19 protein-coding genes are annotated in these 18,098 nt (G+C 65.1%); 15 read left to right on the top strand and 4 right to left on the bottom strand.

Annotated features, from left to right (window positions below; translation table 11 throughout):
• Positions 1–109 precede the first annotated feature (109 nt).
• Complete coding sequence (locus tag AC1DT7_RS16220; protein ID WP_478037066.1) at positions 110–2,272, top strand: SPOR domain-containing protein; 2,163 nt, start codon at positions 110–112, stop codon at positions 2,270–2,272.
• Between the two features lie 17 nt (positions 2,273–2,289).
• Positions 2,290–3,444, top strand: a complete 1,155-nt coding sequence (locus tag AC1DT7_RS16215; RefSeq protein WP_478037096.1) for a deoxyguanosinetriphosphate triphosphohydrolase — start codon at positions 2,290–2,292, stop codon at positions 3,442–3,444.
• Here the strand turns inward: AC1DT7_RS16215 and AC1DT7_RS16210 are convergent.
• Positions 3,441–3,737, bottom strand: a complete 297-nt coding sequence (locus tag AC1DT7_RS16210; RefSeq protein ID WP_478037065.1) for a hypothetical protein — start codon at positions 3,735–3,737, stop codon at positions 3,441–3,443. The genes AC1DT7_RS16215 and AC1DT7_RS16210 overlap by 4 nt on opposite strands.
• Before the next feature lie 208 nt (positions 3,738–3,945).
• On the opposite strand from AC1DT7_RS16210, the gene AC1DT7_RS16205 reads away from it, so the two are divergent.
• The 10 genes from AC1DT7_RS16205 to tatC all read left to right on the top strand — a co-directional run bounded on the left by AC1DT7_RS16205 (position 3,946) and on the right by tatC (position 13,564).
• Positions 3,946–5,466 carry a DUF1800 domain-containing protein gene (locus AC1DT7_RS16205; RefSeq protein ID WP_478037064.1) on the top strand — a complete coding sequence of 507 codons (1,521 nt, stop codon included), beginning with the start codon at positions 3,946–3,948 and terminating at the stop codon, positions 5,464–5,466.
• A gap of 2 nt (positions 5,467–5,468) precedes the next feature.
• A complete protein-coding gene (locus AC1DT7_RS16200; RefSeq protein WP_478037063.1) occupies positions 5,469–6,623 on the top strand; it encodes a DUF1501 domain-containing protein in 1,155 nt (384 codons plus the stop codon).
• 407 nt (positions 6,624–7,030) lie between these two features.
• Positions 7,031–8,758 (top strand): arginine--tRNA ligase, encoded by a 1,728-nt coding sequence (argS, locus tag AC1DT7_RS16195; protein WP_478037062.1) that lies wholly within the window; start codon positions 7,031–7,033, stop codon positions 8,756–8,758.
• Positions 8,758–9,483 (top strand): SPOR domain-containing protein, encoded by a 726-nt coding sequence (locus AC1DT7_RS16190; protein WP_478037061.1) that lies wholly within the window; start codon positions 8,758–8,760, stop codon positions 9,481–9,483. Before argS ends, AC1DT7_RS16190 begins: the two co-directional genes overlap by 1 nt.
• 66 nt (positions 9,484–9,549) lie before the next feature.
• Entirely contained in the window at positions 9,550–10,557 is a 1,008-nt protein-coding gene (locus AC1DT7_RS16185) for a glycoside hydrolase family 3 N-terminal domain-containing protein (RefSeq protein ID WP_478037060.1), read from the top strand.
• Positions 10,558–10,614: 57 nt separating this feature from the next.
• A complete protein-coding gene (locus AC1DT7_RS16180) occupies positions 10,615–11,358 on the top strand; it encodes a segregation and condensation protein A (RefSeq protein WP_478037095.1) in 744 nt (247 codons plus the stop codon).
• On the top strand, positions 11,355–11,957 hold the full coding sequence (gene scpB, locus AC1DT7_RS16175) for an SMC-Scp complex subunit ScpB (protein WP_478037059.1): 603 nt from the start codon (positions 11,355–11,357) through the stop codon (positions 11,955–11,957). The genes AC1DT7_RS16180 and scpB overlap by 4 nt, the downstream gene beginning before the upstream one ends.
• 27 nt (positions 11,958–11,984) lie before the next feature.
• Positions 11,985–12,218 (top strand): twin-arginine translocase TatA/TatE family subunit, encoded by a 234-nt coding sequence (locus AC1DT7_RS16170; protein WP_478037058.1) that lies wholly within the window; start codon positions 11,985–11,987, stop codon positions 12,216–12,218.
• A gap of 102 nt (positions 12,219–12,320) precedes the next feature.
• Positions 12,321–12,776, top strand: a complete 456-nt coding sequence (tatB, locus tag AC1DT7_RS16165) for a Sec-independent protein translocase protein TatB (RefSeq protein ID WP_478037057.1) — start codon at positions 12,321–12,323, stop codon at positions 12,774–12,776.
• On the top strand, positions 12,773–13,564 hold the full coding sequence (gene tatC / locus AC1DT7_RS16160) for a twin-arginine translocase subunit TatC (protein WP_478037056.1): 792 nt from the start codon (positions 12,773–12,775) through the stop codon (positions 13,562–13,564). The genes tatB and tatC overlap by 4 nt, the downstream gene beginning before the upstream one ends.
• Before the next feature lie 95 nt (positions 13,565–13,659).
• On the opposite strand, the gene AC1DT7_RS16155 is transcribed toward tatC, so the two are convergent.
• From AC1DT7_RS16155 to AC1DT7_RS16145, 3 genes are all read right to left on the bottom strand, one after another.
• The gene (locus tag AC1DT7_RS16155; RefSeq protein ID WP_478037055.1) at positions 13,660–13,794 is read right to left on the bottom strand and encodes an entericidin A/B family lipoprotein; all 135 of its coding nucleotides are present in this window, start codon (positions 13,792–13,794) and stop codon (positions 13,660–13,662) included.
• A 268-nt stretch (positions 13,795–14,062) separates the two neighbouring features.
• Positions 14,063–15,646, bottom strand: coding sequence for a sensor histidine kinase (locus tag AC1DT7_RS16150; RefSeq protein ID WP_478037054.1), 1,584 nt, complete (start codon positions 15,644–15,646; stop codon positions 14,063–14,065).
• 7 nt (positions 15,647–15,653) lie between these two features.
• The gene (locus tag AC1DT7_RS16145; protein ID WP_478037053.1) at positions 15,654–16,022 is read right to left on the bottom strand and encodes a hypothetical protein; all 369 of its coding nucleotides are present in this window, start codon (positions 16,020–16,022) and stop codon (positions 15,654–15,656) included.
• A 51-nt stretch (positions 16,023–16,073) separates the two neighbouring features.
• Here AC1DT7_RS16145 and AC1DT7_RS16140 point away from each other — a divergent pair, with 51 nt between their 5' ends.
• The 3 genes from AC1DT7_RS16140 (at position 16,074) to AC1DT7_RS16130 (ending at position 17,835) form a co-directional block, all read left to right on the top strand.
• Positions 16,074–16,880: a response regulator gene (locus tag AC1DT7_RS16140; protein WP_478037052.1), complete on the top strand. Its 807-nt coding sequence runs from the start codon at positions 16,074–16,076 to the stop codon at positions 16,878–16,880.
• 78 nt (positions 16,881–16,958) lie between these two features.
• Positions 16,959–17,096 carry a hypothetical protein gene (locus AC1DT7_RS16135; RefSeq protein WP_478037051.1) on the top strand — a complete coding sequence of 46 codons (138 nt, stop codon included), beginning with the start codon at positions 16,959–16,961 and terminating at the stop codon, positions 17,094–17,096.
• Positions 17,097–17,184: 88 nt separating this feature from the next.
• Positions 17,185–17,835 carry a sigma-70 family RNA polymerase sigma factor gene (locus AC1DT7_RS16130; RefSeq protein ID WP_478037050.1) on the top strand — a complete coding sequence of 217 codons (651 nt, stop codon included), beginning with the start codon at positions 17,185–17,187 and terminating at the stop codon, positions 17,833–17,835.
• The last annotated feature ends 263 nt before the right edge of the window (positions 17,836–18,098 follow it).

Here is an 18,098-nt window from a genome sequence, read left to right as displayed (position 1 = left end):
TGAAGCCCGAGGGCGCGCCCGGTTCATCGCCGGAGCGCGTCGCTCTGGCGCGCCTCGTCCGGGCCGGACATTGCCGGTTCAGCCGGACTGGGCTCTAGGCTGGCTCCTTATGCGCGTGTTTCGCCTTTTCGGGTCTGCTGCTGCGTTGATCGTGCCGTTGTCGGCGGCGACCGCCGCCGCTCAGCTGCAGAGCGTCCAGACGGTCCAGCAGATCAACCCGCTGGGTGATGAGCTGGCCGCCGAAATGCCGCTGCTGGCCACAAATCCCCTGGATATCAACGCTTTGGTTCGTGCCGGGGAACTGGCATTGAAGCTTGGCGACCCGACCGCGGCAGCGACCTTCTTCGCCCGGGCGGAACGCCTCGATCCGCGTAACGCGCGGATCAAGGCAGGCATGGGCAGCATCCTGGTCCAGTCCGAGCGTCCCGGCGAAGCGCTGCGTCGGTTCGGTGAAGCTGAGACGCTCGGCCTCGATCCGCGCAACTATGCTGCCGACCGGGGGCTTGCCTATGATCTGATCGGCCAGCAGGAACGTGCCCAGCGCGACTATCGTCTGGCGCTGAAGGACGCGCCGGCGGACGAGACGATTCGGCGTTATGCCTTGTCGCTCGGTATTTCGGGCAAGCGCGACTTGGCGCTGCAGCAGCTCGACCCCCTCCTGCGCAAGAGCGATCGCGGCGCATGGCGCGCGCGCGCCTTCATCCTGGCGATGAACGGCGACGATCAGGGGGCGTCGCGGATCGCGACCAACATGATGCCGCCCGGGCTCGCCCAGGGCCTGTTGCCCTTTTTCGACCGTTTGCCCGCGCTTGGGCCGACCGACCGCGCCTTCGCCGTGCATTTCGGCGAATTGCGCCCGACGCCCGAGCGGATCGCCGATACACGCATGATCCCGGTGCTGGCTCCCCTGGCGCCCGAGCCAGGCGTGCCTGCGCCGGTTGCCGTCGCGGCGGTGCAGCCCGTGGCGAAGCCCGCGCAGCAGGAGGATCGCCGCAGCCGGCGCAAGAAGCGCGGCAAACAGGACGTCGTCCAACTGGCGGTTGCGGCGCCGCCACCACGGGTACTGCCCCAGCCCGATCCATTGCCGCAGCCGCCGGCCTATGTCGCAAGCGCTGACCCGGCCGAGCCGCCGGTCAACATGGCGGCCACCCCGACATATACACGCATCCCGGAGACTGCGCGGCAGAGCATGACGGCTGCACCGGTGGCCGGATCACGGTCGCCACAGGCATCGGCGCCGACCGCAATTGCTGCAGCCCGGACGCCGACGCCGAGCCGCACTCGCCCACCGGCGGAAGCCGATACCCGGGTTTCGACCAGCCCCGCCCCGTCGATTGCGACGAAACCGGTGTCGCCATCTGCTTCCGGGCCAGTGGTGCTTGCGTCGTCGTCCATGCCGGGCCGCCCAGCGGTTGATGTAACACCGCCGGCCAGGTCGACTATGCCTCCAGTCGAGACCGCCACCCGGGTTCCCGAGGCGACAACGCAGCGTTCGGTCTCAACGCCATCGACCTCTTCGCCGACCGTCGAGCCGGTGGCGCTGGCCACGTCGACCCCTGTCGCGACAGCCCCCGTCGCTACCGGTGCGGTCAACACATCTGCCCTGCCACCGGCCCATGTCGCCAGCGCAGCGCCCGCGCCGGTGCGGAGCGAGGATTCGATCCTCGCCAGTATCATCGCCGATATATCCGTGCCCGGATCGGAGCTCGGTGTCGCGCCGGTCGAGACCGCCCGAGCCGAGCCGTCGCCCACGCCTCAGGCTGCGGCAGCTCAGGCCGCGCCTGCACCGATCGATACGGGGGCGGCTGCGCGGGAAGCGGCGGAGAAGAAGGCCGCTGCAGAAAAACAGGCACTGATGGAGAAACAGGCACTCGCCGACAAACAGGCGCTTGCTGACAAAAAGGCGGCGGAGGCGAAGAAGCTGGCCGAGGCGAAGAAGGCTGCCGAGGCCAAGAAGGCGGCTGAACTGAAAAAGAAGAACGACCCCAAGCTGCTCGAGCCGTCGCGTATCTGGGTGCAGGTCGCGGGGGGCGCGAACGAATCCACCTTGCCCAAGGAGTGGGAGAAGGTGCGGGCCAAGGCGCCGGCGATGTTCCGCGGCCGAGTCGGCTGGACGACGCCGTTGCGCGCGACCAATCGCGTTTTGACCGGCCCGTTCAAGAGCAACGAGGAAGCGCGCGCCTTCGTCAACGCGCTGACCAAGGAAGGGCTGTCCGCCTTCACCTTCACCAGCGAAGCGGGCCAGAAGGTCACGAAGCTGGCCGCAAAGTGAGCGAAGCACCGCGCCACATGCCATGGGCTGCGGACCCGGCGAAGAGCCGTGGTCGCCTGCACCAGGAGCAGCGCGAAACCGTGCGCGGGCCGCGCGATGCCTTTCAGCGCGACCGCGACCGGATCATCCATTCGATCAGCTTTCGCCGCCTGCGCCACAAGACGCAGGTGTTCATGGCGCCCGACGGGGATCATTTCCGCGTTCGCCTGACCCATAGTCTCGAGGTTGCACAGATAGGCCGCACCGTCGCCCGCACGCTCGGACTCAATGAGGATCTCACCGAGGCACTGTGCCTGGCGCATGATATCGGCCATCCGCCCTTCGGCCACGCCGGGGAGGATGCGCTGCAGGCGGCGCTGACGGGGCAGGGCGGGTTCGACCACAATGGAAATACGCTGCGCGCGCTGATGGTGATCGACAGCCCTTATCCGCGCTGGAACGGGCTGAACCTGACCTGGGAGACGCTCGAAGGCCTGGCCAAGCACAACGGCCCGATCGCGACGCCGCAATGGGCGCTGGCCGAAGCGGATGCCGCGTTCCCGCTCGACCTGACGCGCTGGCCGTCACTGGAGGCTCAGGTCGCGGCGATCGCCGACGACATCGCCTATGACAATCATGACATCGATGACGGGCTTCGAGCTGGGCTGCTGACGCTCGACCAGATCCTGGCGGTGCCGGTGGTCGCGGCAGGATGGGATGCGACGCGCAAGCGTTTTCCCGATGTCGCGCCCGACCGGCTGGTTGGCGAACTGGTGCGGTCGCAGATCGGCACGATGGTCAACGACCTGATCGCCGAGACGCGCCGCCGCGTGGACGGCGCCGGAATCGAAACCGAAGACGATGTGCGGGCGGCGGGAACGTGCCTGGCGGGATTTTCGGCGGAGATGCGTGAGGCCGAGCGGTCGCTCAAGCGCTTCATGTACGCCAATCTCTATCATCATCCGCGTCAGCTCGACGCGGCGAAGATCGCCGGGGAGCTCGTTGCGGGGCTGTTCGACGCCTATCATGCCGAACCTGGCCGGATGCCCGCCGACTGGTATGGGCGGCTGCCTGCGGAAGAACCCGCACGCAGCCGCCACATTGCCGATTTCATTGCCGGGATGACCGATCGGTATGCCGTCACCCGCTATCGCGAAGTGGTTGGCCCGATCGACCTGCCCGAGGGGTTTTAGCGCGCGGCGAGTGCGACCGGGGTCAGCTTCGCCTGAGCGCCCTTCACGGTGAACGAGACTGGCTCACCGCCCGACACGCCACTGATCTGGTCGCCGCGGACGACGAACTCGAAGGCGCTGCCCGACGGGAAGCGGCGGCCGCTGATGACGACGCGGTTCGCCTTGAGGGTCGTGGTATAGACAAAGGTCTGGCCGTCGCGCGTGAATTTGCGTGGCTGCACGTCGTCCTTGGCGAACGCTGGGGTGGAGAACGTCGCCAGCAGGGCGGCGGCGGCGAGAAGGGTCTTGGTCATGATCTTTCCTTTCGTTGCTCGAAAGCCAGATCAGCATCCTCCGCTTGTCTTGTGGGCTTAGGATATTGCAGTGCAGCAAAATCCCAACCGCAAAGATTGCGCGACCAGTTGCAGGAAACGGACGGTAAGCCGTTTCCGTCGCCCGGAATGACAAACTCTTGCGACACCATGGGTGTACAAGGACCGGGAGGACGACGGGAACCAGACCATGGCAGATGCCGGCATTGCGTTGAATCGTTTCGGGCTGGGCGCAAGGCCTGACGAGGCCATACCCGACGATGCGCGGAAATGGCTGCTGGGGCAGTTCGGCGCCTTCGATCCGAAGCCGGCGGTGATCGCGACGTTGCCGAGCCGGAAGGTGATTGCCGGGGCGCTATCGGACTATATGGACCAGACGCGCATGCTTCGGCGGGAATCGGGAACAGGGCGGGGGAAGCGAGGCCCCGCCGCGGCAGCACCGGCGATGGCAGCTCAGGCTAAGACTGGCGACTCGATGGCACAAACCGCGATGACGCCTGGCGCCAACGGTGCGCACGCCGGGAATGATCCCGTGAAACAGGCACGCCAGTTCGCCCAGCGGCAGGCGCGGGACTATTACATCCGCGCTGTCGGCGCGCGCACCTCGACGGCGCTCGCCACGCCTGCACCTTTCGTCGAGCGGCTGGTGCATTTCTGGGCCAATCATTTCGCTATCTCGATCGACAAAATGCAGGTCGTCGGCCTTGGCGGGCTGCTGGAGTTCGAGGCGATCCGGCCGCATGTGCTCGGCAGGTTCGGCGACATGCTGAACGCGGTGGAGCGGCATCCGGCAATGCTTCTTTATCTCGATCAGGCGCAATCGGTCGGTACCGGCAGCCCGGCCGGCGCGCGCGCGGTCGCGCGCGGCAACCGCAATCTCGGGCTGAACGAGAATCTCGCGCGCGAGATCATGGAACTGCACACCCTGGGTGTACGCACCGGCTACGATCAGGCGGACGTCACCGAATTTGCCCGGGCGATGACCGGCTGGAGCGTCGCGGGGCTGACTCGGGGCATCTTCGCACGCGCTGCGGGAACAGCCGGGGTGCCGGGCGATTTCGTGTTCGCCGCGCCACTGCACGAGCCGGGCGCGCGCACGATCATGGGCAAGACCTATGCGCAGGGCGATGAGGCGCAGGCACAGGCGGTGCTCGACGATCTGGCTGTCCATCCGGCGACCGCTCGGCATATCGCGACCAAGCTCGCGCGGCATTTCACCAGCGATACGCCGCCTGCGGCGCTGGTGCGGAGGATGGAGGCGTCTTTCCTGAAGACGGGCGGTGACCTGCCCAGTCTGTACCGTGTGCTGATCGACGCGCCCGAAGCCTGGGCGGTCCAGCCCGCCAAGTTCAAGACTCCCTGGGAATGGTCGATCTCGGCTTATCGCGCTTTGGGCATGACGGCGATCCAGCCCCGCGCCGTGACGGCAGTGCTCAACCAGCTCGGCCAGCCGACATGGAAACCGGGCTCTCCGGCCGGTTATGACGATATCGCGGCAAGCTGGGCCGGGCCGGACGCCATCCTTCGGCGGGTTGAGGCGGCGGAACGATTCTCGGCCCGGGCCGCGGCACAACTTGATGCCCGTACGCTGGCGCCGAAGCTGTTCCCGACGACCCTCTCGACCACTACCGCCCAGTCGCTCACCAGGGCCGAAAGCGCGGGGCAGGCGCTGGCGCTGCTGCTTGTCGCCCCCGAATTCATGCGGAGATAGACATGATCGATCGTCGCTCCTTTATCGGCGCCGCCACGATCGGCACGGTGGCCCTGGCGTTCTCGCCGCGCCTCGCCTTCGCCAAGGCAGAGACCGACAAGCGCTTCGTCTTCATCATCCAGCGCGGCGCGGCTGACGGGCTCGGTACGGTTGCCGCGGTCGGCGATCCGGCCTTTGCCGGCGCGCGCGGTATGCTCGCCGACGATTTCGCGACGGCGACCAAACTGGACTCGATGTTCGCGCTGCACCCTTCGCTCGGTGGGATCGGTACTCTTTATGGGCAGGGCCAGGCGCTGTTCGCCCATGCCATCGCCTCGCCGTATCGCGACCGATCGCATTTCGACGGGCAGAATGTGCTCGAGACGGGCGGGCCGGGCGCGTACCGGGTCAAGGACGGCTGGCTCAACCGCATGCTCACCATTTTGCCGCCGACCAAGGCCAAGGCGATCGCGATCTCGGCAACCGTGCCGATGGCGATGCGGGGAAGCAATGAGGTCTCCTCCTATGCGCCATCGTCGCTGCCCGACGCCTCGGATGCGCTGATGGAACGGGTGTCGATGCTCTATCAGGGCGACAGCCAGCTCCACGCACTGTGGAGCGAGGCGATGGCCACGCGCGCGCTTACCGGTGGCATGACCAATGACGAAGGACGCAATGCCGCCGCGACCGGCGCGATGGCGGCCAAGCTGTTGGTACCCGCGAACGGCGCGCGGATCGCGATGATCGAGACCGGGGGTTGGGATACCCATGCGCAGCAGCGCGGGCGGCTCGGCGGGCAGCTTCGTGCGCTCGACGGGATGGTGGGCGCGCTGCAGACAGGGCTCGGGCCGCTCTGGGCCGATACGATGGTGCTGGTCGCGACCGAATTCGGGCGAACGGTCGCGATCAACGGCACAGGCGGGACCGATCACGGTACTGGCAGCGCGGCGATGCTGATCGGTGGCGGCGTGAAGGGGGGACGGGTGCTGGCCGACTGGCCGGGACTTGGCCAGTCGGCGCTGTTCGAAGGACGCGACCTGAAACCGACGCTGCAGCTCGACGCATTCATCGCGGGGGCGGTGGCCGGGCATTTCGGGATCGAGCCCGGACGGGCGATGGCGGCGCTGTTTCCCGACATCGGTCACGGGCGGCCCATTGACGGACTTGTCCGAAGCTGAAAATCCCGGTGTGTCGCGCCGGTGCAACGTATTTCTCCGTAAGTAGTTGTAGTGAAATCGATATTTTAGAGCCGGTTTCGAAGGATATGGGACATGCTGGTGTCCCATATCTCCCCCGGGGTGGCATCATGTCGCATATGCCATGCACCGGTCGGCTCGATTCAACGTGATCGCAAGTGCGGCGATTCTGGTGGCATGACGAGGACAGGCCCAACCCGCTTCCACCGACCTTGCTGCGCCGACCGCCCTCGGCAAGGCACTGGCCGACAATCGGGTGGGGCAGGGCACAATGAGCGGGGCTGAGCGAACAGGCGGCCGATCTGGGCGGCAGGACAGACTCCCATGCGATTTGAGTGTAGGCGCGCCATCCGCTAAGGGCCGCGCTCGCTCTTTAGACCGGACCAGCAATGACCCTTTACACCCGTTTCGCCGCACATCTCGATGCGGTGCTCGATGCCCTTGTCGCGGCAGGCGATCTGCCCGCCGGGCTGGACCGCGCCAATGTCACTGTCGAGCCGCCGCGCGACCCGAGCCATGGCGACCTCGCGACCAACGCAGCGATGGTGCTGGCCAAGCCGGCCGCGACCAATCCGCGTGCCCTGGCGGAGAAGATCGCGGCTGGGCTGGACAAACTCGACGAGGTTGCGGGCGTCTCGATCGCAGGGCCGGGTTTCATCAACCTCGCGCTGACCGACGACACCTGGCGCGGCGAACTATCGACGATTCATGACGAGGGCGCGGATTATGGCCGGTCGGCCAGGGGCGCGGGCACGACCGTGAACGTCGAATATGTCTCGGCCAACCCGACCGGCCCGATGCATATGGGCCATTGCCGTGGCGCAGTGGTGGGCGATGCGCTGGCCAGCCTGCTCGAATTCGCCGGCGCGACGGTGATCCGCGAATATTATGTCAACGATGCCGGCGGGCAGGTCGATACGCTCGCCCGTTCGGTGCACCTGCGGTACCGCGAGGCTCTTGGCGAGGACGTCGGCGAGATTCCGGATGGCTATTATCCTGGCGATTATCTCGTTCCAGTAGGCCAGGCGCTCGCCAACGAGTTCGGCGACAAATATGCTGGCGCGCCAGAGAGCGACTGGCTGATATTGTTCCGCCAGCGTGCAGTCGCGGCGATGATGGAACTGATCAGGACCGACCTAGCTTTGCTCGGCATCCACCACAACCTCTTCTCGTCCGAGGCCGAGTTGCAGGCGGCGGGGAAGCCCGAGGCAGCGGAGGTGGAATTGCGCGCGCGGGGCTTGGTCTATGACGGTATGCTTGAAGCGCCTAAGGGCGAGATGCCCGAGGACTGGGAGCCGGTGGTGCTGCCATTGTTCCGATCGACTCAGTTCGGCGACGATCAGGATCGGCCGATCAAGAAATCGAACGGGCAATGGACCTATTTCGGCGCCGACCTCGCCTATCACTACCAGAAGGCGCAGACGGCTGACGCCCTGATCGACATCTGGGGTGCCGATCATGCCGGCACGGTGAAGCGGATCGTTGCCGCGGTGCAGGCGCTGACTGGCGGCAAGACTCGCTTCGACGTGAAGCTCGTCCAAATGGTTCGACTTATGCGCAACGGCGAACTCGTTAAGATGGGCAAGCGGCTTGGTAATTTTGTCACGCTAGCCGAAGTCGTGGAAGAAGTTGGCAAGGATGTGGTCCGCTTCACCATGCTGACGCGCAAGGCCGACACCCAAATGGATTTCGATTTCGCCAAGGTGGTCGAGGCCTCCAAGGACAATCCGGTCTTCTATGTGCAGTATGCCCATGCCCGGGTCGCCTCGCTCCATCGGCGCGCGACCGAGGCCGGCATCGTCTGCGGTGCGGCCGACCTGTCCCAACTTGAAACGGAGGACCTGGCGCTGGTGAAGCGTGCCGCGCAGTTCCCGCGGGTGGTCGAGACAGCGGCAGCGGCGCGTGAGCCGCACAGAATTGCCTTTTATCTATATGACTTAGCGGCAGAGTTCCATTCCCTCTGGAATGTCGGAAACGACCGGCCCGATCGCCGTTTCCTGATCGTGGACAATCCGGCGGTCACCTGCGCGCGGCTTTTCTTGGCCGACGCTATCGGGCAAATCATTCGCAACGGACTCGGCATCATGGGGGTGCAGGCGGTCCAGGAGATGAACTGATGACGACGTCGGACGATTTCGAGGTCCGCGACGAGGATCGGCTGCCCTGGCTCGAAACAGTCGACGAGGATTACGACCAGGGTCCGTCGGTCCTGCGTGTCGTCCTGATCGTCGTGCTCGGCCTTGCCCTTCTTGCGGCCGCGATCTTCGGCTTCAGCTGGTACAAGAAGCAGCAGGGCGCCGACGGCAATGGTGCCCTGATCGTGGCGCAGGAGGGCGACTATAAGGTCAAGCCTGACGATCCCGGCGGCATGAAGGTCGAGGGCGAGGGCGAAGTGGCCGTCGCGACGAGTGACGGTGCCGGTGGCGGCAACGCCGCGATCGACCTGAATGCGACGCCGGAAGCACCGGTTGCCGGGACGCGCGCTGCGCCCGCAGCACCCGCGACCGGCGGATCGAGCAAGGCGGTCGTGGCTATTCCGGCGTCCGGCGGCAAGCTTGGCGCGACCACGCAATCGGCGGCGCCTGTGGCAGGCCCGGCATCGCGTGGCTCGCTGGTACAGCTCGGCTCCTTCCCTGACGAGGGCGCGGCCAACACGGCCTGGGCTCAGGCCGCCAAGCGCTTCACCTATCTCGCCCCGATGGGCAAGTCGGTGCAGAAAGCCGAGGTCAATGGCCGCACCGTCTATCGCCTGCGCGTCAACGCCGGCAGCGCCGGTGCGGCGTCGGAATTGTGCGGCAGGCTGAAGGTTGCCGGCGAGGCGTGCTTCGTCGCGAACGACTGAGTGGTCGGCCCCTGGCCGAAAGGGAGGGGTTTTTGAGGGGGAGGCTTCCTGTTAGGCAGCCTTCCCATGAAGCCCGTCATTTACGGCCTGTCCGGCCTGAGTCTCACGCCTGAGGAACGATCCTTTTTCAGCCAGGCCGATCCGGCGGGCTATATCCTGTTCAAGCGCAATATCGCCGATCGTGCGCAGGTTCGTGCGCTGACCGATGATCTGCGCGCGCTTTCCGGGCGTGACGACCTGCCGATCCTGATCGACCAGGAGGGCGGGCGTGTCGCGCGGATGCAGCCGCCCGAATGGCCGGCTTTCCCGGCCGGACCTTCCTTCGATGCGTTGTACGAGACCGCGCCGATCTCGGCGATCGAGGCGGCCCGGGCCAATGCCCAGGCGATTGCGCTGATGCTGGCCGAGGTTGGCGTCACCGTCGACTGCCTGCCGCTGCTCGACGTATCGCAGCCCGACACGACCGAGGCGATCACGACACGGGCGCTCGGCTCGGAGCCGATGCGTGTCGGCGCGATGGGCCGGGCGATGGTCGAGGGGCTGCGCGACGGCGGCGTTGTCGGCGTGGTGAAGCATATGCCGGGGCATGGCCGGGCGAAGGTCGATACCCATTATCACCTGCCCACCGTCACCGCGTCCGATGCCGAGCTCGAGATCGACCTGGCGCCGTTCAGGGCGCTTGCCGATGCGCCGATGGGCATGACGTCGCATATCGTCTTCCAGGCCTGGGATCCGGAGCGCCCGGCAACCCTGTCGCCGATCGTGATCGAGGACGTGATCCGCAAGCGCATCGGCTTCGACGGCCTGCTGATGACCGACGATATCGACATGAAGGCGCTGACCGGCAGCGCGGGCGACAAGGCGGCGGGCGCGATCGCCGCCGGGTGCGACCTTGTGCTCGATTGCTGGGGCCGGATGGACGAGATGGACGACATCGCGTCGCGGATCGGCGAGATGCCGGCGCGGTCGCTGGAGCGGCTCGACCGGGCGATGGCGACGATCGCCGGCCGGGCGCCAAAGGGCGACATGGCCGAACTGATCGCGAAGCGGGATGCGTTGCTGGGATTGGCCTAGTTCCTTCCCGCGCCGGGGAGGATTGTGTCGCGCGCCTGGCTTCGCCACAACCGCATCATGGATGAGCCCGAGACGCTGACCCTTGATATCGACGGCTGGGAAGGGCCGCTCGACCTGTTGCTGGCACTCGCGCGCAACCAGAAGGTCGACCTGCGCGAGATATCGATCCTTGAGCTGGTCGATCAGTATCTGCGCTTCATCGAGGAAGCCAAGGCGATCAAGCTCGAGGTGGCGGCCGATTATCTCGTGATGGCGGCGTGGCTCGCCTATCTCAAATCGGCGCTGTTGCTGCCGCGCGATCCCGAAGAGCAGCCGAGTCCCGAGGAACTGGCGCTGCGGCTGCAATTGCGGCTCGAACGGCTCAACGCGATGCGCGAGGCAGGCGCCCGGCTGATGGCGCGCGACCGGCTCGACCGCGACGTCTTTGTCCGGGGTGCCCCCGAGGGGCTTCGTACCGTGCGCAAGGCGTTGTGGCAGGCCGAGATCTACGACCTGATCTCCGCCTATGGCCGGATCAGCGCCCGCACGCGGCCGGTGATGCATATCGTCGCCAATCGTCCCGTGATGACGCTCGACGCGGCGCTGGAACGGGTATCGCGCCTGGTCGGGGAACGGATAGACTGGGCCGTGATCGAAACCTTCCTGCCCGAATCCGCAACCGGCATCTTCCGCAAATCGGCGCTTGCATCGAGCTTCGTGGCGGCGCTCGAGCTGGCGCGGCAGGGCAGGGTCGAGCTTCGCCAGAAATCACCCTTTGCACCGCTTTATCTCAGGGCGCCTGAGCTGAAGGCTGGGGCATGAAGCGCGCCGACGACCTGACGCGCGCGGTCGAGGCGGTGCTGTTCGCGGCGACCGAGCCGATGACGATGGACGCGATCCGCGCGCATCTGGGCAATGCCGACAATATCCGGCCGGTGCTCGACGAGATCCAGTCCGACTTCGCTGGGCGTGGCATCGAGCTGGTAAGGCGCGGCGACCGCTGGCATTTCCAGACCGCCGGCGACATGGCGCACCTGCTGCGCCGTGACCGGGAGGAGCCGCGCAAGCTGAGCCGCGCCGGCATCGAGACGCTGGCAATCATCGCCTATCACGAGCCCGCGACTCGCGCCGAGATCGAGGCGATTCGGGGCGTGCAGATATCCAAGGGCACGCTCGACGTGCTGATGGAGGCCGGCTGGATTCGTCCCGCTGGACGGCGTGAGGTGCCGGGGCGCCCCTTGCTCTATGCGACGACGCCGGAGTTCCTGGCCCATTTCGGCCTTGCCAGCAGGCGTGACCTGCCGGGAATCGACGATCTGAAGGCGGCCGGCCTGCTCGATCCGGTCGATCTCGCCCTGGAACATGTCGGCGAACACGATGATCAGAACAGCGAGGTAGAAAACGTCGCCGATGAGGACTAGATAGGCCTACGTCCTAGGAGATTGGTGATGGGTAGTTTCAGCCTCGTGCATTGGCTGGTGTTCGGTGTGATCGCGATCCTCGTGCTGGGGGGCGGCCGCTTCTCGAATATGATGGGCGACGTCGCCAAGGGCATCAAGCAGTTCAAGAAGGGCATGGCCGAAGACGACGAGCCCGTGCGGGAGCCGAGCCGCATCGAGACCCGCAAGACCGGTGAGCCGGTGATCGAGGTCGAGACCGAGAAGCTGCGCGAGGAGCGCTGAGCTTCACAAGACGTCGCGGCGGGCGTGCCGGCGTGACGCGTGGATAACGGCCGGCGAGATCGCGAGCTGCCGGCCGTCTGGTAACGCCCATAGAGTTTTCGCATGTTCGGTATCGAGCCACAAGAATTCCTCCTCGTCGGTATCGTGGCGTTGATCGTCATCGGGCCCAAAGACTTGCCCAAGGCGATGCGTATCATCGGCTATTGGGTCGGCCGTGCGCGTGGCGTCGCGCGCCAGTTCCGCTCCGGCTTCGATACGATGATGCGCGAGGCCGAGCTGCAGGAAATGGAAAAGAAGTGGGCGGAAGAGAATGCGCGAATCATGCGCGAGCACCCGCCCACGCCACAGCAGATGCTGCCGCTGGCGGTCGAGGTCGACCATGAGGATCTGGCCGTCGTGCTGGTCGAGCCGCCGGTGATCGCCGCCGCGCCCGAGCCGGAAGCGTTGCCGGAGCCTGCCGCCAAGCCGGCGCGCAAGCCCAGGGCAAAGGCCGCTGCCGATGACGCGAAGCCTGCCGCCAAGCGCGTGCGCAAACCAGCCGCAAAGACCGATTCATGAACGCGCCCGCCGACGATCTTGACGCAAGCCGCGCTCCGCTGCTCGATCATCTGATCGAACTTCGGCGGCGCCTGCTCTATTGCGTTGTCGCCGTCGTGCTGAGCTTCGTCGTCGCCTTTTATTTCGCCGAGCGGATTTTCGGCTTTCTGGTACAACCACTGGTTGCCGCCGGACAGAGCAAGATCATCTATACCCAGATCTTCGAGGCGTTCTTCGTCCAGGTGAAGGTGGCTTTCTTCGCGGCGATGATGCTGTCCTTTCCGGTAATCGCCAACCAGCTCTGGCAGTTCGTGGCGCCAGGCCTGTATCGCCAGGAGAAGAAGGCCCTGCTGCCCTTCCTGCTCGCGACGCCGGTATTGTTTATCGGTGGCGCGGCGATGGCTTATTACGTTGCCGTGCCCATGGCGCTGCACTTTTTGCTTTCCTACCAGGGAAACATGGGCGGCATTCAGCAGGAAGCGCTGCCTTCGGTGGCTGGCTATCTGTCGTTCGTGATGCAGTTTCTGTTCGCGTTCGGCGTTTCGTTTCTGCTGCCGGTCGTGCTGATGCTGCTCGAACGGGCAGGTATAGTGACGCGCAAGCAGCTTATAGCCGCGCGGCGCTATGCCATCGTGGGCGCCTTCGCGGTCGCTGCAGTGCTGACTCCTCCCGATATCGGGTCGCAGCTATTGCTCGCGATACCGTTGTGCCTGCTCTACGAACTGGCGCTGATCGGCATCTGGTTCACCGAGCGGAAGCGGGCGAAGGCAGCGACCGATGCAGAGACGACAGACATCGAGAAGGCGTAAAGCCTCTCCGGAGCTGGCGGAGACCTCCACAGGGCAAAAGAAAAGCCCCCTCCCGCTCGGGAGGAGGCCTTGGTCTGCCTAGAGCTGGCAGCGAATTATTTGGCGTCGTTAGCCGTCTTTGCGACGGTGCTGCCGGCCGAGGACACATCCTTTCCGACGCCTTCGACCGTGTTGCATGCGCTGACCATCAACGCTCCGGCGACGAGGGCCAGTCCAACAAGCTTGCGCATCGAATATCTCCTGAGATTTGGCTTCTGCCATGAGCTCAATGATCGGCAAGCGCCTTCGTTCCGTGAAAGAAACGGCGCGATACTGCTGAGCTGAAAAAGAATTTGGGCCCGAGAGCGTCACCGGGGGGGAGGGTTGACGCTTTCGGGCCCATGTCTTGGATAGCGAGAGCGGGGGGGCATAAATTCACTATCCGAGTCTAAGAACGTGGCTTTCGCGGACGGGTTCCGGGGATTCGAAAATTTTTTCGATTCTTTTGAGCCGCCTGAATCAGTCGCGTCCGGTGACGGCGATCGAAATCTCATATGCGCCGACGAGAGGGTCGTGATGCAGCCGCGAGCGGAGCTGGCGGGACAGGCCTTCCATCACCCGGCCGTAGCGTTCCTCGACGACCTTGCGCAGATCGTCGCCATCCACCAGCGCCGGGGAATTGACCCGTAACAGCACCCGATCCTCGGTCTCGCCGGGCTTCACCGAGATGCGGATCTGCGCGGCGGCATTGAAGGTCATGGCCAGCTCGACGATCTCGGTGATGAGGAAGGCGACCGCAATCGCTACGTCCTGGTTGACCAGGAACGGATCGATATCGATCGCGATGCCGAGCTGGGAGGATCCTTCGGGCGCCGTCGCACGGATATTCGAGGCGAGTTCACCGATGACGGAGCGGAGCGAAAGGCCGCGATTCTCCTCGAGCTCGGCAAAATGGTGGCGGTGCACCACCGCAAGCGCATCGACGCGACGCTGGATCGAGGAATAGGCGCTCGTCGCCTCCTTGCTACGCGCGCCGCGGGCATGAAAATTGATCAGGCTGGAAATGACCTGGAGGTTGTTCTTTACCCGATGATGGACTTCGCGGGTCAGCCGGGTCTGGCGCACCAGCCCCTCGGCCAGGCCCGCCTCGTGCGCCGCGACGGTGCGGCTGATCATGCGGAACGTGTCGCCGAGCTCGCGAATCTCCTGGGCGGGCAGGGCACGGACTTCGGCCGGGTCGATCTCCTCGCCGGGCACATAAGCGGCGACGGCTGTGCGAAGGCGGCGGAGCGGGCGGATCAGGAGGCGGTCCACCACGAACCAGCCGATACCTGCCGCCGCTGCCCACATCAGGATCGGCAGCAGCATGGCGATGATAAGGGGGGAAGTGATCGGCGCGCTGCGCACGCTGGTCTGCAGCGCGAGGTTCCCGATGCCGAGCGAGGTTCGCATCGTCTCGCGCCGTTCGAGCGCTTCGCGCGGCGGCAACTGATTGAGCGGCAGGGAATCGCCCCCATTGATCAGCACCGCCTCATAAGGTGGTGCGAAATCGCTCGGCCTGCTCGTTTCGGTGAGGAAGCGCGACGGGAAAAATGCGGTCCCGGTGGCGCCCGTCGAGCCGGCGATCGCGAGAAGCAGGCCGCGTTCCGGCACGATACGCGCCGCAATCGGCTCGCTACCAGCCGCCAGGGTGGGCAGGTTTGCGGGGAAATCGGCACCGCACAGCGTGCGGGAGCGCCGATCCCTGATGACGAATCGTGTGCCGCTGATCGCCTGCTGGGCAAAGACGCCCTGCGCCCGGGCGCAGCTCGGTGCGTCACCCTGGTCGGCATCGAGCGCATTGAGCGCGACCCGGAGCGCGGTCATGTCACCCACCAGTTCGATGGCTAGCTTGCGCCCGCTCTCGGCCGACGCCAGGCGCAGCTGCGCACGGGCGCTTTCGTCGGCGGTCTGGGTCGTCTTCAGCGAGGCGAAAAAAGCGATGATCGCAAGCGGCAACAACGCCGCGCTCAGGATCAGGAAGATCTTGGCGCCGGTCGGAATCTGTGCCGCGAGCTTGTGGTTGCGAGCCGGAGCCTGAGGCTCGGCGGCGGAATCCGCCATGACCTGCTCAGTCGAGCTTGCTCAGGAGGTCGAGCATCTCGGGTGGAACCGATTCATCCACCGTCTTCTGATACACGGTGCGCAGCGCCGCCCCCATGTCTCGGTCCTTGCTCTGGACCTTGGCCGTTTTTGCGGCCCGCGGTTTTTTCGAAGACTCGTCGCCCGAACGCAAAATAGTCCCCCTTGAGCATCCGGTGTAAAAGCCGGGCATATCGAGAAACCTGGCCGAGGAAACGGCCAAGCACGTCGCGCATACAATCCACGACGAAAGCATGAAACCAAAGATCGCCTCGATTGTTCCATGTCCGATGCGAAAAAGCCCGGCACTCACGCTCGGGCCGCAAAACGCGTTGCAAAGGCGGGGGGGCGCTTCCACAAGGACCCCTGTCAGAACTTGGCGTTTTTTTTGGAGGAGACCCCGACAGCCATGTCGCTTGGACAGCAGCTTGCCCCCCACCTTCCTTTCCTCCGCCGCTATGGCCGGGCGCTGACCGGCAGTCAGCAGCATGGCGACCGCTATGTGCGTGCGACGCTCGAGGCGATCGTCGCGGCTCCGGCGGAGTTTCCGCGCGACGTCGATCCGCGGCTCGGTCTCTATCGTACGTTCCAGGCGATCTGGAGTTCGACCAACTATGACGAGACGCCGGAGAATGCCGGTGCCGATGCCGGCAGCACCCAGGAGGCGATTGCCCGCGCACGCCTCGCCAGGATGACGCCGCTGTCGCGCCAGGCGTTGCTGCTGACCGCGATGGAAGGCTTCACGCCCGAAGACGCTGCCTATCTGATCGAGGTCGAGACGAGCGAAGTCGAGTCTCTCGTCAATGAGGCTTTGGCCGAGATCGAGAAGCAGACCCGCGCCCGTGTGCTCATTATCGAAGACGAGCCTATCATTGCTATGGACATCGAGACGATCGTGCGCGACCTGGGTCATGACGTCACGGGGGTTGCCGTAACGCGCGATGAAGCGGTCGCCCTTGCGATGGAGGATCGTCCGGGCCTGGTGCTCGCCGACATCCAGCTTGCCGACGACAGTTCGGGCATCGATGCCGTCAAGGATATCCTGGCCGAGTTCAATGTCCCGGTCATTTTCATCACCGCATTCCCGGAGCGCCTGCTCACCGGCGAGCGGCCGGAACCGACCTTCCTGATCACCAAGCCGTTCCAGCGTTCGACGGTAAAAGCGGCGATCAGCCAGGCATTGTTCTTCGATTCCGCGACAGTTCCCGCCCTCTGACGGGAACTTTTGCCTGACCCCCGGCATTTGGGTTCCATCTGGTACGGACCCAAAACAATGCTCGGGGGTTATAGGCATATGGCAAATCCAGAAGAACAGACTCACCTCAGCGGTGAAGAGGCCCGGTCAGGCGCGACGCCTCATATGACGCGGTATGTACTGGGTATTTCCCTGGTGCTCGTGATCGTGATCTTCGCGTTCCTGCTGCTCCGCTAACCATTCAAATGAACGAAACCGCATGGCGTGGTGGACTTGACCAGAGTCCGCCCCCATGTTCGCTTTCCGGACCACGAAACGGATGTTCATGACCGACGCCTTCGAGACCGACGACGATGACGATACGGCGCCAGAGCCAGTCGAGCATGTTGCTCTGTCCGATTCAGACTTCAAGGCGCAGCTTGCGCAGGTAATCCCGCATCTGCGCGCTTTCGGGCGCTCATTGTCGGGTAACCGCGATCTCGCCGACGATCTCGTCCAGGAAACACTGATGAAGGCATGGGCGGCGCGGCTGCGCTTCCAGGCCGGTACCAACATGCGTGCCTGGACCTTCATCATCCTGCGTAATCTCTATCTCTCCCAGATGCGCCGCGCTCGCTTCAAGGGCGAATGGGACGATCTGGTTGCCGATCGCATCCTCGCCGCGCCGGCGAGCCAGGACAGGCATGTTGAGCTTGGCGACATGCAGCGCGCCTTGCTTCACCTGCCCCAGCCACAGCGCGAGGCCCTTATCCTCGTCGGCGCGGGCGGATTCGCCTATGAGGAAGCGGCGGAGATTTGCGGCGTGGCCGTCGGCACGATCAAAAGCCGCGTGGCACGTGGTCGGGTCGCGCTCGAGACGATCATGAATGACAACTCGCTGCCGTCGCGCCGGTCGCACAGCAACGAGCCGGGCATGACGGCGCTCGATTCGATCATGGGCGAAGTCGAGGATCTGAGTCGCGACCGCGGCGATTGAGAGGCGGCCCTGGGGCCGCCTCATGTGCCTGTAGTTATCAATGTTCCTTAAGAGCGGTGCGTCAGGCGTGCGCCGCCTAGCAGCGGCGTGCTTCGCGATCAGCGACGTCGATCTGGGAAAGCAGCGCAGTGAAATCGTCGATCTTGCTGTCCTGAGGGCCAAAGGCGCAATTTAGCGCGCCGCTGATCATGTCGCTCGTCTTTGGCGCCGCTACGATATATCCTTGGGATACGGAGTCTGCGGCAGAGGGCGAGATCTTGATC

This window comes from Sphingomonas sp. P3_C6 (genome assembly GCF_056402595.1).
This window is presented reverse-complemented; position numbering and strand designations above follow the sequence as displayed.

What these genes read in the sequence shown, in the direction of transcription:
- AC1DT7_RS16220 (WP_478037066.1), top strand. Translation starts at nt 110, where the DNA reads ATGCGCGTGTTTCGCCTTTTCGGGTCTGCTGCTGCGTTGATCGTGCCG.
- AC1DT7_RS16215 (WP_478037096.1), top strand. Translation starts at nt 2,290, where the DNA reads ATGCCATGGGCTGCGGACCCGGCGAAGAGCCGTGGTCGCCTGCACCAG.
- AC1DT7_RS16210 (WP_478037065.1), bottom strand. Translation starts at nt 3,737, where the DNA reads ATGACCAAGACCCTTCTCGCCGCCGCCGCCCTGCTGGCGACGTTCTCC.
- AC1DT7_RS16205 (WP_478037064.1), top strand. Translation starts at nt 3,946, where the DNA reads ATGGCAGATGCCGGCATTGCGTTGAATCGTTTCGGGCTGGGCGCAAGG.
- AC1DT7_RS16200 (WP_478037063.1), top strand. Translation starts at nt 5,469, where the DNA reads ATGATCGATCGTCGCTCCTTTATCGGCGCCGCCACGATCGGCACGGTG.
- argS (WP_478037062.1), top strand. Translation starts at nt 7,031, where the DNA reads ATGACCCTTTACACCCGTTTCGCCGCACATCTCGATGCGGTGCTCGAT.
- AC1DT7_RS16190 (WP_478037061.1), top strand. Translation starts at nt 8,758, where the DNA reads ATGACGACGTCGGACGATTTCGAGGTCCGCGACGAGGATCGGCTGCCC.
- AC1DT7_RS16185 (WP_478037060.1), top strand. Translation starts at nt 9,550, where the DNA reads ATGAAGCCCGTCATTTACGGCCTGTCCGGCCTGAGTCTCACGCCTGAG.
- AC1DT7_RS16180 (WP_478037095.1), top strand. Translation starts at nt 10,615, where the DNA reads ATGGATGAGCCCGAGACGCTGACCCTTGATATCGACGGCTGGGAAGGG.
- scpB (WP_478037059.1), top strand. Translation starts at nt 11,355, where the DNA reads ATGAAGCGCGCCGACGACCTGACGCGCGCGGTCGAGGCGGTGCTGTTC.
- AC1DT7_RS16170 (WP_478037058.1), top strand. Translation starts at nt 11,985, where the DNA reads ATGGGTAGTTTCAGCCTCGTGCATTGGCTGGTGTTCGGTGTGATCGCG.
- tatB (WP_478037057.1), top strand. Translation starts at nt 12,321, where the DNA reads ATGTTCGGTATCGAGCCACAAGAATTCCTCCTCGTCGGTATCGTGGCG.
- tatC (WP_478037056.1), top strand. Translation starts at nt 12,773, where the DNA reads ATGAACGCGCCCGCCGACGATCTTGACGCAAGCCGCGCTCCGCTGCTC.
- AC1DT7_RS16155 (WP_478037055.1), bottom strand. Translation starts at nt 13,794, where the DNA reads ATGCGCAAGCTTGTTGGACTGGCCCTCGTCGCCGGAGCGTTGATGGTC.
- AC1DT7_RS16150 (WP_478037054.1), bottom strand. Translation starts at nt 15,646, where the DNA reads ATGGCGGATTCCGCCGCCGAGCCTCAGGCTCCGGCTCGCAACCACAAG.
- AC1DT7_RS16140 (WP_478037052.1), top strand. Translation starts at nt 16,074, where the DNA reads ATGTCGCTTGGACAGCAGCTTGCCCCCCACCTTCCTTTCCTCCGCCGC.
- AC1DT7_RS16135 (WP_478037051.1), top strand. Translation starts at nt 16,959, where the DNA reads ATGGCAAATCCAGAAGAACAGACTCACCTCAGCGGTGAAGAGGCCCGG.
- AC1DT7_RS16130 (WP_478037050.1), top strand. Translation starts at nt 17,185, where the DNA reads ATGACCGACGCCTTCGAGACCGACGACGATGACGATACGGCGCCAGAG.